Annotated in this window: 12 protein-coding genes; all 12 read right to left on the bottom strand. The window is 60.7% G+C overall.

What is annotated here, in order from left to right:
• Positions 1-4: 4 nt before the first annotated feature.
• On the bottom strand, positions 5-1,282 hold the full coding sequence (locus P12x_RS21040; protein ID WP_435006709.1) for a tagaturonate epimerase family protein: 1,278 nt from the start codon (positions 1,280-1,282) through the stop codon (positions 5-7).
• Between the two features lie 16 nt (positions 1,283-1,298).
• On the bottom strand, positions 1,299-2,321 hold the full coding sequence (locus tag P12x_RS21045) for a zinc-binding alcohol dehydrogenase family protein (RefSeq protein WP_435006711.1): 1,023 nt from the start codon (positions 2,319-2,321) through the stop codon (positions 1,299-1,301).
• Between the two features lie 27 nt (positions 2,322-2,348).
• On the bottom strand, positions 2,349-3,302 hold the full coding sequence (locus tag P12x_RS21050) for an aldo/keto reductase (RefSeq protein ID WP_435006712.1): 954 nt from the start codon (positions 3,300-3,302) through the stop codon (positions 2,349-2,351).
• A 109-nt stretch (positions 3,303-3,411) separates the two neighbouring features.
• A complete protein-coding gene (locus P12x_RS21055) occupies positions 3,412-4,419 on the bottom strand; it encodes a Gfo/Idh/MocA family protein (protein WP_435006714.1) in 1,008 nt (335 codons plus the stop codon).
• A gap of 1 nt (position 4,420) precedes the next feature.
• Entirely contained in the window at positions 4,421-5,380 is a 960-nt protein-coding gene (locus tag P12x_RS21060) for a beta-propeller domain-containing protein (RefSeq protein ID WP_435006715.1), read from the bottom strand.
• Between the two features lie 35 nt (positions 5,381-5,415).
• Positions 5,416-6,888, bottom strand: a complete 1,473-nt coding sequence (locus tag P12x_RS21065) for a DUF1501 domain-containing protein (protein WP_435006716.1) — start codon at positions 6,886-6,888, stop codon at positions 5,416-5,418.
• 45 nt (positions 6,889-6,933) lie between these two features.
• Positions 6,934-9,909, bottom strand: a complete 2,976-nt coding sequence (locus tag P12x_RS21070) for a DUF1553 domain-containing protein (protein ID WP_435006717.1) — start codon at positions 9,907-9,909, stop codon at positions 6,934-6,936.
• A 384-nt stretch (positions 9,910-10,293) separates the two neighbouring features.
• Complete coding sequence (gene ruvB, locus P12x_RS21075) at positions 10,294-11,376, bottom strand: Holliday junction branch migration DNA helicase RuvB (RefSeq protein ID WP_435006719.1); 1,083 nt, start codon at positions 11,374-11,376, stop codon at positions 10,294-10,296.
• A 39-nt stretch (positions 11,377-11,415) separates the two neighbouring features.
• The gene (gene ruvA / locus P12x_RS21080; RefSeq protein WP_435006720.1) at positions 11,416-12,078 is read right to left on the bottom strand and encodes a Holliday junction branch migration protein RuvA; all 663 of its coding nucleotides are present in this window, start codon (positions 12,076-12,078) and stop codon (positions 11,416-11,418) included.
• Positions 12,079-12,588: 510 nt separating this feature from the next.
• A complete protein-coding gene (locus tag P12x_RS21085; protein WP_435006722.1) occupies positions 12,589-13,575 on the bottom strand; it encodes a ribose-phosphate diphosphokinase in 987 nt (328 codons plus the stop codon).
• 151 nt (positions 13,576-13,726) lie between these two features.
• Positions 13,727-14,845 carry a Sua5/YciO/YrdC/YwlC family protein gene (locus P12x_RS21090; RefSeq protein ID WP_435006723.1) on the bottom strand — a complete coding sequence of 373 codons (1,119 nt, stop codon included), beginning with the start codon at positions 14,843-14,845 and terminating at the stop codon, positions 13,727-13,729.
• 143 nt (positions 14,846-14,988) lie between these two features.
• Positions 14,989-15,273, bottom strand: coding sequence for a YbeD family protein (locus P12x_RS21095; protein WP_435006725.1), 285 nt, complete (start codon positions 15,271-15,273; stop codon positions 14,989-14,991).
• Positions 15,274-15,425 lie beyond the last annotated feature (152 nt).

Consider the following 15,425-nt stretch of genomic DNA (forward strand, 5'->3'; position numbering starts at 1 on the left):
GGCATCAGATCCCGGCCCCGAGCGCATCCAGGTGACGGGCAAAGTGGTCGGCCAGAACCTCGGTGTAGGTATCCAGATGCCGCTCGAGAACTCCCCGGACGGCCGGTCCCAGATCGGGGCTGGTGAGGGTCGACCCGAAGGTACAGTGGAGAATCTGCCGACCCGGAGCCGTGAATCCTCGTCCTTCAGGAACTTCCGACCATCGTTCGAGATAGAGCTTCTCCAACTCCACCACGCTCGAGACCTCTGAAGTGGGAGGGGCCGAATCCAACGTGGCCGAGACGTGATATGTCGCCTTGTCGCGATCGTACCGACCCCGAGCGAAGTCGATCACGCGTCGGAAGAGGGCCTCCTCGTGACGGGCGACAACTCGGAGTGCCTCCAGATAGCTCGTCCCCGCCGTCTTGACGTGAAACTTACCCCCCGTCGCCCGAGAGAGGGCCGGGTACATGGAAAGCTTGTCCGATCCCGAGTGGAGGCTCAACTTATAGGGTCCCACCAGCTCGGCGATCGCGGCATGATCTCGGAGCGAATGCTCGAGTGCGCCCAGATCTCCCTTGTAATCCACGCCCTTCTCGAAATCGCCGATATAACGAGGTGCGAGGCTGACCAGTTTCATCCCTCGACCGACGCACTGGTCGGCGATGATGTAGTGCTCGGCAAGGGTCGTCGGTTGCTCCGTCTCGTCGACGCTGAGTTCGATCTCGTGGTCGCGGCCGGCCCGGTCGTTGACATCCCGGATGTGGTCGGCCAGTCGGAGCGCATGGTTGATGGCCCGACCATACTTGACCGCCGCCCGGAGGCAGGCGCGTTCATCGAGGTGGACCGCAGTACCGGTGGGCAATTTGATCGACTTACCGCGATAATTGCCGATCCAGTCGACCTCATCCTCGACGGCGGCGAACCTCTCTCGGAGAGTCGGTTCATCGTAATCGTCGGCATGAGCATCGACATGATCGGATGGGTCGATCGTGAAGAAGGTGAATCCGACGGCAGCCGTGGCGTCGACATCCTCGGTCGACTTGAGGTGATCGGCGTCGGCCCCGATCTTGCCCGTCCACCCGGCTTCTCGAGCGCCACGGAGGGCGTCGTCCATGACCTGCCGGGGGGTCCGGTTGGTCCGGACCATCTCGCGGATCGACTGCTGGGGGAAGATCGGTTCGATCGCCGATCCCGAACGCAGGATCGATTCGACGTGACCCGGCGTGGCCAGACCGATCCGGTCTCCGAAGCCGAAACTCGGGCTCAGGCCGAGGGTCACGCACGTGGCTTTCTCCGACATCGCTAGCAAGCTCCGTTCAGTCGACCTCGACGATGGCCTTGATGACGCCCGTCTCGGGCCTGGTATACGAAGGGAAAAGACCGGGGAGTTCCTCGAAACCCGAGCGATGCGTGATCCACGGCTTGGTATCGATGGTACCGGCCTCGATCAGCCCGATGATCCGGGTAAAGTCCCGAGGCAAAGCATTCCGGGAACAGAGTAGGGTTCCCTCGGGGCGGTGGAAAATCGGATGTCGGAACTTGACCTCATCCGTCGTGATTCCGACGTAGACCAGCCGACCGCCGCCCGGAGCAACGAAGCCGAACGCCGCCGACATCGAGGTGCTGGATCCACTCGCGTCGATCACCACGTCGGGCAAGTGGCCGTCGGTCACTTCGCGAAGTTCCTCTTCGAGGCGATCAGAAAGACTGATCGTATGCTCGACTCCCATCACCTTCCGGCAGAAGTCGAGACGGCCTTCGTTCATGTCGAGGACGATCGTCTTCGCGCCGGTGAGCTTGACGAACTCCAGCGTCGCCAGTCCGATCGGACCGGCCCCGATGATCAGGCAGGATTCACCCGGGGCGGGTGCCCCGCGATCCGTCGCGTGGCATCCGATCGCCAGGGTCTCGACCAGTGCCAACTGGTCGAATGCCAACGTCTTCGATGGGTGGAGCTTGCGGGCCGGGAGGAGGAAGTAGGGCCGCATCCCGCCGTCGCGATGAACCCCCAGGACTTCCAGCTTCTCGCAGCAGTTGGGAAAACCCCGACGGCTGGCATAGCTCTCGGGATCGTTGATATAAGGCTCGACGGAGCAGCGGTCTCCGGCCTTAATGTTCGAGACCCCTTCGCCAACCTCGACGACCTCAACGCCCAGCTCATGGCCGGGTATCCGCGGATAACTGAAGAAGGGCATCTTGCCGAGATATCCGCTGATATCCGTCCCGCAGATCCCGATCCGGTGGACCCGGACCAGGGCTTCACCGGGACCGGGCCGGGAGGGTTCCTCGATCTCGATGCTCTTGAAGCTTTTTGGGGCTTCCAGGAGCAGGGCTTTCATCGCAATCCTTTCGCTTCTAGGAGCCGATCAGATCCCCGGCTCCGAGGGCGGATCGTTATTCTCGGGCCGCCCTTCGGTGTAATGCCAGTCATGGATCGGACGGAGGATCTCTAAAACCTCCGCCATCAAAACTTCGTCGACCGGCAGATTGGCCCATTCCGACCACTTCCGGACGTTCTCGGGGTTGGCCGAGCCTACGACACAGGTCGTCATATCCTCATCGGCCAGCGAGAACTGGAGGGCAAGTTGCGCGATGTCGACCCCTCGGGACGCGCAGTGCTCGGCCGCTCTGCGAGCGGTTTCACGGACGAACGGCGTCGCCTTGTGCCAGGGGGGGAGTTTGGCATTGGTCAGGAGTCGAGCCGAGAAAGGCGCGGCATTTATCAGTCCCACGCCCTTCTCTTTGAGATAGGGGACGAGGTCGAGAAGCATCGTGTTCTGGAGCGTGAAGTGATTGTAGGAGAGGACCACGTCGAGGTCAGTCCGATCGAGAACATAGCGGAACATCTTCATCGGATAGCCACTGACCCCGATGAAGCGGACCTTCCCCTGATCGCGGACCTTCCGGAGCGCGGGCAAAGTCTCCTCGACGATCTGGCTCATCTCGACGAATTCGATGTCGTGGCAGAGCATGATGTCGAGATGGTCGACTCCCATTCGCTGTAGGCTCACGTCGACGCTCTCGACGACCCGCCGGGCGGAGAAGTCGAAATGGGCACGGTCGTATCGACCAAGCTTCGAGCCGAGGATGTAGCTCTCCCGAGGGACACCCCGCAAGGCCACTCCCAGGAGACACTCGCTCATCCCTCGCCCATAGAACGGCGAGGTATCGATGAAGTTCATCCCCAGTTCGAGGGCCACGTGGACCGATCGGATTGCTTCCCCGAGGTCGACCGAGCGGAACTCCTGCCCAAGTGAGGAGGCCCCGAAGCTCAGCCAGGGCAAATCAAGGCCGGTCCGTCCCAGGGGTCGGGTCTTCACCGTCGAGGGCTCCCGCGTCAGGCATCATTCTTGAAGGATGGGCCACATCCTAACGCCTGAGCGAGCCGCTTGCACCTGCCTGCCGTCCGAAATTTGCTCCGAGCCGGCTTCAGGTCCGACGAGGCACGACCCATCCCCCCGAAGTCCCGGCGGCGTAGACGGCTTCAATGACGTCCATATTCCGGATCGCGTCTTCGATCGAGGTTGGGACCGGTGTGTCGTCGAGGATCGACCTGGCGAAGAGATCACCCTGGATCGTGTACTGATCGCAGGTCTCGACCTCGAACCGTTCGACTGGCCCGAAGTTCCTTTGAACCCTGAGCGCACACGGGGCATCATTGGGAGCGTTGAAGGGCACCTCGGAAAGTTCGATTCGGCCCTCGGTCCCGACGACCTGGACGACCTGAAGCGCCGAGACGGCCATGGAGCAGGTGAAGGTGGCCGACCCACCATTGCCGAAATCGAGGATGGCCGATGCCATCCGGTCGACTCCCCAGTTGGGATCCATCTCGACGAAAGCCAGGACCCTCCCGGGCTCGGAGTCGAAAAGCCATCGCGAGAGCGAGATGGCGTAGCAGCCGATGTCCATCAGGCCGCCGCCTCCTTTGGCCGGATCGTGGCGGATATTCGAGGGATCGTCGTTGAAGAAAGAGAAGAACGTCTGGATCGTCCGGAGCGACCCGATACGCCCGGAACCGATCAGGTCCTTCGCCAGCCGCCACTGGGGGTGGTGGCGATACATGAAGGCTTCCATCAGCTTGAGCTTCGGATATCGCCTCGACGCATCGACGAGTTCCCGCCCCTCGGCCGCCGAGAGGGCGATCGGCTTCTCGCAGAGGACGTGTTTGCCCGCCTCCAGGGCCTGGATCGACCAGGGCACGTGCTGATCATTCGGCAGTGGGTTATAGATGGCGTCGATCTCGGGATCGGCCAGCAAGGCCTCATACGAACCGTAAGCTCGAGCTATCCCCAACGACTCGGCGGCCTCGCGGGCCTTGGAGTCCGATCGTGAGGCGATCGCGACCACTTCGGAGTACATCCCCTTCTGCATGGCGGGGATCACCTTGCCGACGCCAATCTTCGCCGTGCTCAGAATCCCCCAGCGAATCTTATCCATGTCAGCGAATGACCCCTTCCTCGATGTTGATTACCCACGAGGCGCAGAGGTCGTTGCCGAAGTTCTGGAAGTCGTGGAAAGTCCAGACAACCCGCTTATCTCGGGTGACTTCGAAAATCTGAGGATTGTCGGGACCCGCATGCGTATTCCCGACAATCACGTTCCCGTTGGGGCGTCTCTGGACCGAGGTGACCCAGGCAAGTTTGATCCCGGGCAATTCATCGTGGTCGATGCTCCAGGCGATCTTTCGATCGGGCGTGACCTCGATGACCCGATTATTATTGCCGCCACCGATCAGGGTATTTCCATCGGGAAGTCGAACCGCGTTGAAGACCTCGGTCCCGTGACCACCGTGACCCGGGGTGGAAGGACGTCCGGCCAGGTCGAGTTTGTAGTCCCAGACGACGCGGCCCGAGTCGTCGTATTCGCGGACGGTCCCGTCCAGCTCGTGGCAGACGAGGTAATGGCCGTTGTCCAGTTTTCTCACACGCCGGGTGTCTCGGTGCGAGTCGGGATGATCGACGACCAGTGGGACGACCTTGACGATCTTGTCGTCGGCATCCACCTCGATGATACGCCGATTGCCGGTCTCGGCAATCATCGTTAGGCCATCCGGCAGGCGTTGGAAAGCATGGATCTCGACCTTGCCCTTGTAATCACCGGCCGGCCGAGAAATGTGCTTCCAGACGACCTGCTTGTCCGGGGTCATCTCGACGACCGTCACGTCGTCGGTTGGCATGAGGATGTTGCCATTGGGAAGGAGCTGGACGTCGTGGGCGGTGTAGCGAAGCGGGACCTCCCACTCGATTTTGCCCCCGGGTCCGACGATCGCCAGCTTCCCTTTATCCTGGACGATCAGCCGATAGGGGGGGCCGGGCGGGAGGGTATCTTCCGCCGGGGAGGTTGACAAGCAAAGGGCCGTCAGGGCGAACCCGACGGCCATCGGCCGAAATACATTCATGCGAGCATGCCTCGTCGGAGAGAGTTCGGGGGGGCTCAGGAGATGATCTGCCGGATCGGCTCGGCTCCTTCGACGCCGACGAGCTTCTGGTCGAGTCCGTTGTAGAAGTAGTTCAGCTCATTGGGGTCGAGCCCCATCTGCTGGAGGACGGTGGCGTGGAGATGCTTGACGTGAAGCCGGTCCGAGACGGCCGCCCCGCCCAGTTCGTCGGTCTCGCCGACGCTGACGCCGCCCTTGATCCCGCCACCGGCCATCCACATGGTGAAGCCGGCCGCGTTATGATCCCGCCCGGTCCCCTCGGCGTACTCGGCCGTCGGCTGACGGCCGAACTCTCCGCCCCAGACGATCAGGGTCTCGTCGAGTAGTCCACGCCGCTTCAGGTCTTTCAAGAGACCCGCGATCGGCTTGTCGGTCCGCCCGGCATGGTAGTTGTGGTTCTCGACCAGATTGCCGTGGGCATCCCAGTTGCTGTCGTTATGAGCACCACCGGCATAGAGCTGAATGAACCGGACGCCCCGCTCGACCAACCTCCGAGCCAGCAGGCATCGACGACCGAAATCCTCGGTCCGCTTCTCGTCGATCCCATAGAGGGCCTTCGTCTCGTCGGACTCCCCGTCTATCCCGACGGCCTCGGGGGCGTGACGTTGCATGGCGAAGGCCATCTCGTAGCTCGCGATCCGCGCGGCCAGGTTCGAGTTGTCGACGCGGGAGGCCTGGTGGTCCGCGTTGAAATCATGCAGGGCGTCGAGCATCCGCCGCTGCTCAGCCTCGGACCGACCTTCGGGACGCTTCAGGTCGAGGACGGGCGCCCCGGCCGAACGGAGGAGGGTCCCCTGGTAGGTCGCCGGCATGTAGCCACTGGACCAGTTCTTGGAGCCGGAGATCGGTCCGCCGGTCGGGTCGAGCATCACCACGAAGCCGGGCAAATTCTCGTTGACACTCCCCAGGCCATAGTTGACCCACGACCCAAGGCAGGGACTTCCCGAGAGGATCTTGCCCGTGTTCATCTGGAGCATCGCCGAGCCGTGGATCGGCGAGTCGGCCGTCATTGAGTGCAGGAAGGCGATGTCGTCGACGCAGGTTGCCAGGTTCGGGAAAAGTTCGCTGACCTGCTTCCCCGACTCGCCATAGGGCTGGAACTTCCACTTGGGGCCGACCACCCGGCCCTCATTCTTCTTGCCGCCACGACCGAAGGTCTTGATGGCAATCGTCTTGCCGTCGAGTTTGTACAGTTCGGGCTTGTAGTCGAAGGTGTCAACCTGGCTTGGGCCCCCGTACATAAACAAGAAGATGACGCTCTTGGCCTTGGCCGGGAACATCGGCTTCTTGGGAGCCAGCGGGTTGGAGAAGTTCGGCTTGGTCCCGTCGGCGGCATAACCTTCGCGGCCAAGCATCCCGGCCAGCGCCAACCCGGTGAAGCCTGCTCCGGCCTCCCAAAGCATCTCCCGTCGGGTTCGACGACAAAACGACCCGTTAAACTCGATCCGATCGCCTGATTCGTTGCTCATGGTTATTTCCCCCCGGCTCGCCTGGCGGGCCGATTGATCGATTCGTCAGTCGAGGTAGAGGAACTCGTTGAGGTTCAGGACCACCAGGCAAAACGATTCCAGGGCCTGGTCGGCCGATTCGCCATCGCGATCGCGGAGGGCAGTGATCAGGCCAACCCCTCGGGAAATCTCCCCGTCCGATGGACATCGTCCCGTGACCAGTTTCAAGGCCCGCTCCACCTGAGCCGGGGTTTCCGTGCCGGCCTCTCGCCTGAGCCGATCGGCGAGGAGTTTGGCCTGAGCGTTCAGGAATCCGCTATTGAGCATCCCGAGAGCCTGAGTCGGCTGAGTGGTCGCGAACCGGACCGGGGACGACCGGTCGGTCTCGGCCATGTCGAATCCTTCGAGGATCGGCAGGAGGAGCGACCGTTTGACATGCACGTAAATGCTCCGCCGGGCCTGATCCTCCGGCGTAGATTTACCCCAGCCCAGACCCGGGACCGATTGCCCGGCCATCACCTCGGCCGGGATTTCGGGGAAGACTCCAGGACCATACATCTTGAGATTCAGGCTGCCGGTGACCGACAGGATCGCGTCGCGAACTTCCTCGGCTCCCAGCCGTCTCATGTCGAAGCGCCAGAATAAGTCATTGGCGGGGTCGGCTTCGAGATTGGCGGGATTGGCCTTCGAGGATCGTCGATAAGCCTCGGAGGTAACGATCAGGCGATGAAGGGGTTTCATCCTCCAGCCGTTAGAGATCAACTCGGAAGCAAGCCAGTCGAGCAATTCGGGGTGCGTCGGCGCATCACCCTGCGTCCCCAGGTTACTCGGCGATCTGACGATCCCTCTACCGAAGTGATATTGCCAGACTCGATTGGCCATGACCCTCGCCGTCAGGGGGTTCTCGGCCGAGGCGATCCAGTTGGCCAGGACGGTCCGACGCCCGGTCGATTTTGCGTCCGACGAGGGCTCGGGCATGACCGGGGCAGACGTGCTGACCACTTCGAGGAAGGCAGGTTCGACCGGGTCGCCCGCAATATGCGGATTTCCTCGGATCAGGACATGCGTCTCGGGAGCCTTCGGCCCGACCTCGCTCACCACGAGGGCTCGTTCGGCCGGTGCCTTGCGGTTCCTAAGTTCATCGAGGGATTTGCGAAGTTCGAGGTACTGCTTGACCTTCGCTTCGCCGAGCAGTCCGGCCCCTTCGCGCCGAATGACGCGGGCGAATTCCGCCGGAGTCAGTCTCTGCTTCCCTGAAGTGGAAGGACCACTCTCGGGTTCAGAGAGGGGTTGATGCGAGAAACCAGGACCGGCCCAGCCCACGTTCAGGCCCAGACCTCCCTCCGCCTGAAAGTAGTCGAGCCGGATCGGCACCCGCCCCTGCTTTAGTTCGAGCGTCCCGGATTGCTCCGCGTCGATATCATGAATTCCATCATGTTCGATGACCAGGAACTCATTGACCATGAGGCGTGAGCCATCATCCGAGTCGAGGGTGAAGGTATATCGCCCATCCTTTGGGACGATCAAGGTTCCTTCAAACACAAAGCCAAATGCGTTATCGCGCGACCGAGGAGCGATCGAGAAAAGACCGGTCGGGAGCTTGCCGATCGTCTCAGGCTTGAGAGCATCGAACTCCGGGAGTCGCTCCCAGGTATCTCGATAGAATCGGTAAGTCAGATCCTCGATTGCGACGGCGGCGATCTTCCCTTCGTGCGTCTTCTCGTAGGCCAATCGAAACTCACTTTCGATCGCGGTGACCGAGGCCTGTGCCTCGTCCCGCTGACGCTTCAACTCCCTGTTCGCCTCTTCAAAGGCTTGCCGGGCGGCCTCATCGGGGAGGATCGCCGCTTCGTCCGTCGGTCCGCCATTCCGGTAATAGTTGACATTCTGGAAGAACGAGAGGAACCGGTAATAATCTTTCTGGGGGATCGGATCCAGCTTGTGATCGTGGCAACGGGCACAGTCCACCGTGAGCCCGAGAAAGACCTGACCAGTCGTGGCCACCACGTCGTCGAGCCCATCGTAAAAGGCCTGCTCACGATCGGCCGGCTCGTCGTCCCAGAGGCCCAAGCGGTAATAACCCGTGGCGATCAGACCATCGGTCCCGCCATCGGGTAGCTCATCGCCGGCCAGTTGCTCTCGGATAAACCGATCATAAGGCTTATCCTCGTTGAACGAACGAATCACATAATCGCGATACCGCCAGGCATGCGGCTTGACTCCATCTCGTTCGTAACTATTTGTCTCGGCGAATCGAACGAGGTCGAGCCAGTGACGTCCCCATTTCTCGCCATAACGAGGCGAGGCCAGGAGTCGGTCGACCAGTCGCTCGAAGGCATCGGGGGAGGAATCCGAACTGAAGGCCTCGACTTCTTCGGGAGTGGGCGGAAGTCCGGTCAGGTCGAACGCGAGGCGACGGATCAATTCCGTCTTAGTAGCCGGCGGATTCGGCCGAAGTCCCTTCGCCTGGAGTGCCCCACCGATGAAACAGTCGATCGGATTCGAGGGGGTTTCCTTCCCGGAACTCACCGGAAGGACCGGTCGCGTCAAAGGCCGAAAGGCCCAGTGGGCACGATCCTCGTCGGTTATCCGATAGCCGGGCCTGCGAATCGTAGAGGCCGGTTCGTTCGAGGCGGCCGGTTCGGGACCACCTCCGGGCCAAGGAGCCCCCATCCGGACCCACTGGCTGAGCGCCTCGATTTGACGATGACCGAGTTTGCCCTTGGGAGGCATCTTCGGTTCTTCCTGGTAATGGATCGCGGCGATCAGCGTGCTTTCTTCGGGCTTCCCGGGCACGACGGCCGGACCGAAATCCCCTCCCCTCAGGATCGACGATCTCGAATCAAGTCGGAGGCCACCCTTACTCTTCTTCGGCCCATGGCAACCCTGGCAATGCTCGACGAGCACGGGACGCACTTGCGATTCGAAGAATTGGATTTGCTCGGGTGAGGGCTTTCCCTCGTCAGAACCGGGAGCAGGCCAGGAACCTGAAACAATCGAAAGAGTGGTCAGGAACGCGATGAGCGAGGGGTGACGCGACATCGTGATACCGTTCTGATCGAGGAAGGCGGGCGGGGTCGGTCGATGCGGGCGAGCGAGTGCGGTTTCATACCATTATAAAGTTCAATCATTCAGGCACCATATATTTTTGGTTCCGCCGACAACTTTTAGACCAGATCGAAGGCTCCAGATCGATTACAAATCCTTCCAAGCCCGTGCCAAGCACCAAGATAGAATTGCCTTCAAAGTCTTATTTTTCAATAACTTGCATTCAACCCGACCCAGCACTAAATCCATTGGTCATTAGGAATTGGCCTCGTCAGAATTCGTTCAAAGACGCTTCGAGATCGAGGCGACTACTGAAGAAATAGCGGAAAGAAAAATCAAACATTATATTTCTTTGCGCCGCGTTAGGTCCGTTAGCATTCAATCGAACAGGCGGCGTTGGTCAAACAGGTCGATCTCCGGTTCGATCTCCGGCACGGTCAATCCCAGGTGTCGGTACGCATGGTGAGTCGCCTTTCGTCCTCGAGGTGTTCGGACGATGAAGTGTCGGCGGAGCAGGTAGTGCTCGACTTCGTCCTCGAGGGTATCCACGGCGACGCTCATAGTTGCCGCGAGGGCTTCAGCCCCAGTCGGGCCACCGTTGAATACCTTGATCAAGGTTTCGAGGTAGCGTCGATCCTGCTTATCCATGCCTTCGGTGTCGACATCCTGCATCGCCAGGGCGTCTTCAGCGATGCTGAGGTCGATCTGTCCATCGGCCCGAGCTGTCGCATAGTCGCGGACCCACCGAAGCCGGGCGTTGGCCAGTCGGGGCGTACCACGACTCCGACGAGCCAGTTCCCAGGCTGCGTCGGAAGTGATGGTTGTCCTTAGTTTTGAGGCGTTAACTTCGACGATCCGCGCCAGATCTTCGACGTCGTAGAACTCGAGATGCTCGTGCATGTGAAACCGGTCGCGAAGAGGGCCGGAGAGCATCCCGCTCCGGGTCGTGGCACCGATGATCGTGAATTTTTTGAGTGGGAGATTGATCGTCCGGGCCGACATCCCTTCCCCCAGGACGACATCGACCCGGAAGTCTTCCATCACCGGATAGATGAATTCCTCGACTGTCTTCGGGAGCCGGTGGATCTCATCGATGAAGAGGATCGAGCCCTCGACCGCATTGGTCAAGTAGGGCATGACGTCCATCTTCTTGTCGAGCGCCGGGCCACTCGTCATGTTGAGTTCGACGCCCAGCTCATTATGAAGTACGGTCGCGAAGGTCGTCTTGCCCAGCCCGGGAGGTCCGTCGAACAGGATATGAGGGAGGGGTTCGCCTCGCTTTTTGGAGGCGGATAAGGCGATGGCCAAACGTTCCGCAACGGCTCTCTGGCCGATCACTTCGGACAGTTTCTGAGGCCGAAGCTTTTCATCTCCCTGATCGGCCACCGGGACTTCCGGCCTGGGGGCCTTGTCCTCGGGCCGCTCGCCGAGATCTCCGCCCCTGATAATCGGCTCTCGCATGAGGATGAACCTCCGATGGGGTCGATCGACTGGACGGGCTCAAGCGTCTGGCTTCTGCTGGAGATAGATCGCGTCAATCATGTCTGCGACGCTCTTGAGTTTTCGCTTGCTGGTGGTCAGGACTCGATCGATCGCCTGGCGGGCCTGACTCTCGGTGTGGCCGACGGAGAGGAGAGCCGCGAATGTATCGCGGATCACGTCCGGTTCGGCGTTATCGGGCGTCCCATTAGACTCGGCCTTGCTCGGCTCGGACCCCGGCCCATTGCTGACGATCAGGGCGAACTTGCCCACCTTTCGCCGGAGCTTGGCTACGATCCGCTCGGCCATCGCCTCGCCGATCCCTGGATAGGTAGCAAGGCTCTTCACATCCTGATCCTGGATCGTCCGGGCCAGCTCGCGAGTGGGCCGGACCATCGCACGAAGCGCCTTCCGGACTCCAACTCCGTCGACCGAACAAAAGATCTCGAAAAACTCGCGGTCGATCGCCGATAGGAACCCGACGAGACGCGGAGTCATCCTCCCGCCCATCGTATTCCCCTCGATGTAAAAGAGGGTATGAAGGGCCACCAGTTCTCCAACTTTCACCTGAAGTTGGCGACGTGCCGACTCTGGGATAGCAATCTCTATCTCGATCGGCTCGATGGCCAGAGTCAACTCTTCCTCACCAACAGAGCGGAGCATCCCGCGGATCTGCGTGATCAATCACCGCCCCCTTCCCCACCCAAGTCTTCTGGCATTTTGTTCACCGATTATGACATTTCGGCCTTGGCGTCGGCAAGGGGAAATACGTCATTCACAAGTTCTCCGAAAAAAAGCAGTCGAACCAACTCCTGGGGAAAAACGAACCCAAGCCCAATCGTCGTTACAATCTTTACTTCGGTCATTTCCCAACGACTTCAGAAGAGATTTCGTGCCGCGATACCGCCTCCGAGTCCGGACTATGATTCTAATCGTGCTGATCGCGGCACTGGGAATGGTGACAATTAACCGACGTTCCCGTTGGAGTTGAAACGATCTGTGTGAGTCAGGGGATCTCCTGCTGCCGGTCCTGACCCTGGTTAGACCGGGGGACGGTCTACCTATCCCGGCACGACTCAGGCAAGTCGCGCCGGAAGCTGAGGATTGGCCTCCTTCAGGATCATGAGGATCGCTTGGCTAAGACTCGATTATTTCGAGAATCAGCGAGATGTGCAGGATGAGGCTCGATCACGATCAGATCGCGAAGAGGCGGCTGACGCTTTCACGACGATGAATCGAGAGAATCGCCTCGGCGAATAGGGCGGCCACGCTGACGACGTGGCAATTGGGCGGGAGCGGCTCGCATCGATGGCCGATCGTGTCGGTCAGGACCAGTTCCTTGATCGGGCTGGCGGCGATCCGGGCGGCCGAGCCCTCGCTGAGGATCCCGTGCGAGATGCAGGCGTAAATGTCGCGGGCCCCGTGATCCTTACAGGCCTTGGCCATCTCGATCAACGTCCCGCCGGAGATCGTAAAGTCGTCCACGATCAGGACGTTCTTCCCTTCGACATTGCCAATGATATCGAGCACGGCGGCTTGCTCGTCGTGGTCGAGCCGGACCTTATTCCCGATCACGGGAGAACCGGCTCGCATGGCCTGGGCAAACTTCGCCGCCTGTTTGCTGAACCCGACGTCGGGCGAGGCAATCACGAGATCTGGGATCTGTTTCTTGCGGAAATAGTCGACCAGGACCGGCATGGCCATGAGGTGGTCCACGGGAATCTTGAAGAATCCCTGGATCTGGGGACTGTGCAGGTCCATCATCAGGACCCGGTCCGCCCCGGTGACCTCCATCGCATCTGCACAGACCCGAGCCCGGATCGAGACCCGAGGCTCGTCCTTCTTGTCACCCTTGGCGTAGGAGAAGTACGGGATGACCGCCGTGACCTGCGAGGCGCTGGCTCGCTTCAAGGCATCGATCCAGAACAGGAGTTCGACGAAATTGTCATTGACCGGCTGTTCCGTCCCCTGGATCACGAACACATCTCGACCCCGGACGTTCTCGAGGACTCGGACGAAGACGTTTCCCTCGCTGAAGATCTTGGTCTCCGAACGTGCCACCTCGACACCAAGATGTTCGCAAATTGATTCGGTCAATGTCCGACTAGCTCTTCCTGCGAAAATCTTCAGCTCGCCGAACGGGTCGACTAGCTTCGCGGGGGCGATCAACTCCTGATTCATATCTCGCTAGTCCTCGCCCGCAAGTCGGAAACTACTCGCCAATCGACCATCGCAAAAGCTTAACGCGCGGGGGATATCCTCGCCAGCCGCACCAGACAAATCCTCGAATCGCCAGTCTCGAAAGACCAAACCCTTGGACTGCTACAAACGTTCAGATGCCAAGCTCGTCGAGGAGAACGTCCAGATTCCTCTCAATCTGTCGGGCCGTCTGTTGGTAGGTTTCCAAGTCGGAGCCGACCGGGTCGTCGATATCCCCCTCGGGATCGAGGAGTCGAGCGATGGGCTCGGCCTCGGGGACCTGATGGAGGAGGATTTCGAGATGATCGATCGTCATGGCGACGATGTGGTCCGCATGTCGGGCGAGTTCGCGTGTCACCTTCCGGCTGCTATGACCTTGCAACGAGCCACCTTTGGACCGGACAACCTCGACGGCATGAGAGGCGGCCGGCATACCTCTGGCCGCCGCGACCCCGGCGGAAAGGACGACCAGGCCGCGTTCCACCAACTCATCCGGCTTGCACTTCAACCTTCGAGCGAGCAATACCTTGCAGAGTGCCTCGGCCATGGGGCTTCGGCAAGTATTCCCGGTGCAGACGAATAGGATGATCCTCCCGGCCATCTGGGCGATCACGGTTTCTGGCGTCTCGCCCGGCTCGACGATGGACCAGCGATCGTGAGTCACCGAGACGACCGTCTCCCGACCGCGATGGGGCGTCGCACCGACATCGAGGATCATATCAAGATCCGTCAGACTCTCCATCATATCGACGGCCCTCTCGGGGTCGCCGTCGCGATTAATCTGCGGATCGGCCAGGAGAACCGGTCCGGGCATGAGCCGGAGAATTTCTCGGACCATCCCGTGCGAGGGGACCCGGAGTGCAATCTCGCCATCCGGGACCAGGAACGAGCGGACCCCGGTCGAAAGCCGTCCGCTCAGGCCATTCTCGGCGACGGGAAATCGGAGTGTGACGGGCCCTGGCCAGGCTCGATGGGCCAACCGGAATCCGACCTCGGAGGGAAGTATGGCCCAGTCCCGGATCTCGCCCGGTCCCCGGAGCAGAAGCGTTGGCCGACCGGTTTCGCCAATCTCGCAACCACCGCGTGCAGCTCGAAGCCGTTCCACGGCTCCAGGATGCATGGCACCGACCGCGAGCCCATAGGAATACTCCGTCGGCAATCCAACGACCCCCCCCTGAGCTAGGCATGCGACGGCCTTGTGCACGACATCTCGGGGGTCGTCGGCCCTCGAAAGTTCAATCCGTTCCGGCATAAGTGAGGCCTGGTCCGCGTAGAAGGCGTGGCGATCGAATGGCCACGAGTCGGGTGGCCAACGATCGAACTCAAGCTTATCCAACAGTGTACGCACGCGCCGGTTGGCCGGTCAACGATGCCGGAGATCTTGCTCGTGCCGGCTCAAAAAAGGAGTGTGACCCCCTTGACCTCCCGGAGTCGGGCATAAATGGCCCGGACTTGCTCCGCGCTCTGGACGTTCATTTCCAATGTCAGGGAGACGTGCTTGCCGTTCGGGGTCATTCGAACCGAATGATCTAGCTCATTGGGAGTGGCCAATTCGAGGACGACCGCCTCGACGACCCGGGCCACGAAATCGTCGTCTGCCACTCCGATTGCCTTGATCTGGTAAGTCCCCGGGAACGGGTGATTGGATTCGAGAAGATCTTCAGAGGGACGATGATCCATGGCCTGCTCCGCGGACGCGTGGCGGATTGAGATCGATCAGCGACGGCAATGACATTGTAGTGCCAAGTCGAGGTCGAGCCCACCCGAATGGTCGGACGGGTAGCTCCCTTGCGACCTGCTCTCGTTGTAGGAACTCAAGAGGAACAACCCGA

The organism is Tundrisphaera lichenicola (assembly GCF_051175385.1).
Taxonomy (GTDB): Bacteria; Planctomycetota; Planctomycetia; order Isosphaerales; family Isosphaeraceae; genus Tundrisphaera; species Tundrisphaera lichenicola.